Consider the following 4,283-nt stretch of genomic DNA (forward strand, 5'->3'; position numbering starts at 1 on the left):
GTGGCTCGCTCGCTCACGATGCGGGCGGCGCTGGAGAACAGGTCGGTCGTCGTGGCCGGGGACCGGGACGAGCTGCTGGCCGGGCTGGACGGGCTGGTCCCGGGAGCCGGGCCGGTGTCGGGGCGGACCGGTCTTTTGTTCTCGGGTCAGGGCTCCCAGCGTCTTGGCATGGGCCGTGAGCTGTACGAGAGCTTCCCGGTGTTCGCCGGGGTGGTGGACGAGGTCTGCGCGGTCGTCGATCAGGTGTTGGACCGTCCGCTGCGTGAGGTGATGTGGGGCACCGACGCCGCTGCTCTGGAGCAGACGGCGTACGCCCAGTGCGGGCTGTTCGCCCTGCAGGTCGGGTTGTATCGGCTGGTGGAGTCGTGGGGTGTGGTGCCGGATGCGGTGATGGGTCACTCGATCGGTGAGCTGGCCGCAGCGCATGTGGCGGGGGTGTTCTCGCTTCAGGACGGCGCGGCGCTGGTCGCGGCCCGGGGCAGGTTGATGCAGGCCCTGCCGGAGGGTGGGGCGATGCTCGCGGTCGCCGCCACCGAAGCCGACGTCACCGAGGCCGTGGCAGGGCTTGATCTGTCGATCGCCGCGGTGAACGGGCCTTCTGCGGTGGTGGTCTCCGGGGCCCGGGAGGTTTTGGAGGAGTTCGCGGCCGGGGTGGAGTGGCGGTCCCGGTGGTTGCGGGTGTCGCACGCGTTCCATTCCGGGCTGATGGACCCGATGCTTGCGGGCTTCGCCGAGGCGGCCGCGAAGGTGACGTATGCGAGCCCGCGTATCCCGCTGGTGTCGAACGTGTCGGGTACCTGGGCCGGGGCGGAGGTGTGCTCGCCGGAGTACTGGGTCGGGCATGTCCGCCGGACGGTCCGCTTCGAGGAGGGCGTGGCGGCGATGGCCGCCGATGGTGTGACCCGGTTCGTGGAGATCGGCCCCGATGGTGTGCTGACCGCTCTGAACGAGGAGCGGCTGTTCGTGCCGCTGCTGCGCAAGGACCGCCCCGAGGTCGAGGCCCTGTGGTCCGGCCTGGGCCGGGCCTGGGCTTCTGGGCTGGCCGTGGACTGGAAGACGATCCTCACGGGCCGGGGCCACCGGGTGGACCTGCCGACCTATGCCTTCCAGCACGAACGCTTCTGGCTGGAGTCCGCGCACGATGCCGGCGATGTGACCCGCGTGGGCCAAAGCCCCGCCGATCATCCCCTGCTCGGCGCGGTCGTCACGCTGCCCGGCACCGGCGGCGTCGTCCTGACCGGCCGCCTGTCCGTCAGCGACCAGCCCTGGCTGGCCGACCACACCGTACTCGGCCAGGTCATCCTCCCCGGCACCGCACTCGTCGAACTCGCCCTCCAAGCCGCCGACCAGACCGACTGCCGCACGGTCGAAGAACTGACCCTGCACGCACCCCTGGTGATCCCCGAGCAGGGCGGGATCGCGCTGCGGATATCGGTCGATGCCGCCGATGAGCAAGGCCGCCGGCCCATCGAGTTCCATTCGCTCCCCGAGTGCGCCGAGCCCGGTACCCCATGGACGCTGCACGCCACGGGCCTGCTCGCCGAAGCCTCGACCATGGCCGCCGTCGAAGATCTCACGGCGTGGCCGCCGCCAGGAGCCGAACCGCTCTCCCTGGACGGCTTCTACGCACGACTAGCCGCCGATTCCATGTCCTACGGCCCTCTGTTCCAGGGGCTGCGGGCGGTGTGGCGGCGAGGTGACGAGCTGTACGCCGAGGTGGCCTTGCCCGAGGAGGCCGAGCCGGCCAGGTTCGGGCTGCACCCGGCCCTGCTCGATGCGGCCCTGCACGCCACCGACCTGCTCGGGCGCAGTGCCCCCGGCCCGGTGCTGCCCTTCGCCTGGGAGAACGTCACGCTGCACGCGGACGGCGCGAGGAGCCTGCGGGTGCGGATCGCGCAGTCGCGTACGAGCCCGGACGCGCTCGCTCTGACCCTGAGCGACGACGCCGGAACGCTGGCCGCGTCGGTGGGGTCCATCGTCATCCGCCCGGTCACCGAGGAGCACCTGGCCGCGGCGCGGACCGAGCCGTTGTTCCGGGTGGACTGGACCCGGCTCGACACCCGCCCGCAGGCCCAGCCGCACATCGGCGCGGTACTGGGAGTGGACGGCAACGAAGCCCCTTGGGGCGCACCGGTCCATGCGGACGTGGCGTCGTTGACCGAGGCAGGCGTGCCGCAGACGGTGGCGCTGGTGTGCGAACGGGACGGCGGCCCGCTTCCGGAGTCGGTTCACACGGCGGTGGTCCGGGTGCTGGAGACGGTACGGCAATGGCTGGCCGACGATCGGTGCCGTGACTCGCGGCTGGTGATCGTGACGCGTGGCGCGGTCGCGGCGCGGCCGGGCGAGGTCGTGGAGGATCTGGCGGGTGCGGCGGTCTGGGGTCTGCTGCGGTCGGCGCAGGCCGAGCATCCGGGCCGGTTCGTGCTGGTGGACACGGACGGACCGGTACTGCCTGCCGGTGACGAGCCGGAGCTGGCGATCCGGGGCGTCGAGGTCTTCGTACCCCGCCTGACCCGGGTACGGCCGACCGGCGAGTTGCCGCGTCTGTCCGGCCCGGTCCTGGTGACCGGCGGCACCGGCGGCCTGGGCGCACTGGTGGCCCGCCACCTGGTGACCAAGCACAACGTGCGCGAACTGCTGCTCGTCGGCCGGCGCGGCCTGGACGCGCCCGGCGCGGCCGAGCTGTGCGACGACCTCACCGCCCTCGGTGCGGAGGTCGAGATCGCCGCCTGTGACATCGCCGACCGCGACGCGGTGGCCGGGCTGCTCGCGGGCCGTGAGCCGGGCGCGGTCGTCCACGCGGCCGGGGTACTGGACGACGGCGTGATCGAGTCCATGACGCCGGACCGGATGGCCACTGTTCTCCGGCCCAAGGTGGACGCGGCCTGGCATCTGCACGAGCTGTTGCCGGACGTGTCGGCGTTCGTGCTGTTCTCGTCGCTGTCCGGGGTGCTGGGCGCGGCCGGGCAGGCGAACTACGCGGCGGGCAACGCGTTCCTCGACGCGCTGGCGCAGCACCGGCGGGGCCAGGGGCAGGCCGCGCTGTCGCTGGCCTGGGGCCTGTGGGAGCAGGCCGGCGGCATGGGCGGCGCACTGGCCGACGTGGACCGGTCGCGGGTCGGGCGCGGCGGCGTGCTCGCGCTGACCGCGGCGGACGGGCTGGGCCTGCTGGACGCGGCGCTCGGGGTGGACGCCCCGGCGCTGGTGCCGGTCAAGCTGGACTTCGCGGCCCTGGCCGCCGCCGGGGAGTCCGCCCCGGCTCTGCTGCGCGGCCTGGTGCAGGTCAAGCGGCAGCGGGTCGCCGAGACCACGCCGGACGGGCTGGGCGCGCGGCTGGCCGGGCTGACCGAGGCCGAGCGGGAGCGCGTCGTGGTGGACCTGGTCCGGGCCCAGGTGGCCTCGGTGCTGGGGCACGGATCGGCGGAGGCGGTGGAGGCGGAGCGGGCGTTCTCGGATCTCGGGTTCGATTCGCTGACGGCGGTGGAACTTCGTAACGGGCTGGGCTCGGTGACCGGGTTGCGGCTTCCCGCGACGCTGGTGTTCGACTACCCGTCGCCGGGCGCGTTGGCGGAGTACCTGCTGGATGAGGTCGTGGGGACCGAGGAGGTGGCGGTTCCGGTACAGGTCGCGACTGTGGCCGTTGATGACGATCCGATCGTGATCGTGGGCATGTCCTGCCGGTACCCGGGCGCGGCCGACTCGCCCGAGCAACTATGGCGGCTGGTCGCGGATCAGGTGGACGCGATCTCCGGGTTCCCGACCGATCGCGGATGGGACACCGACGGCGTCTACGACCCGGAGCCGGGACGGCCTGGTCGCTCGTATGTGCGTGACGGCGGGTTCCTGTACGACGCGGCGGAGTTCGATCCGGGGTTCTTCGGGATCAGTCCGCGTGAGGCGCTGGCGATGGACCCGCAGCAGCGGTTGCTGCTGGAGGTCTCGTGGGAGGCGTTGGAGCGGGCCGGGATCGACCCGCAGGGGCTGCGCGGCAGCCGGACCGGGGTCTTCGCCGGGGTGATGTACCACGACTACGCCGAATCCAGCAGCAGCGGCAGCGTGGTGTCGGGCCGGGTGTCCTACACCTTCGGGCTGGAGGGTCCGGCGGTGTCGGTGGACACGGCGTGCTCGTCGTCGCTGGTGGCGCTGCACTGGGCGGCGCAGTCGCTGCGGCAGGGGGAGTGCTCGCTGGCACTCGTCGGCGGGGTGACGGTGATGGCGACACCGGATTCGTTCGTGGAGTTCTCCCGGCAGCGCGGGCTTGCCCCCGATGGGCGCAGCAAGTC

At 72.7% G+C, this 4,283-nt stretch carries 1 protein-coding gene; it reads left to right on the forward strand.

All coding sequences use genetic code 11. The features are described from left to right. Window positions 1-18: 18 nt before the first annotated feature. Window positions 19-4,283: type I polyketide synthase (locus C1I98_RS36045; protein WP_233508478.1), on the forward strand; the 4,265-nt coding region annotated here is incomplete at its 3' end.

The organism is Spongiactinospora gelatinilytica, from assembly GCF_003236385.1.
GTDB classification, from domain to species: Bacteria; Actinomycetota; Actinomycetes; order Streptosporangiales; family Streptosporangiaceae; genus Spongiactinospora; species Spongiactinospora gelatinilytica.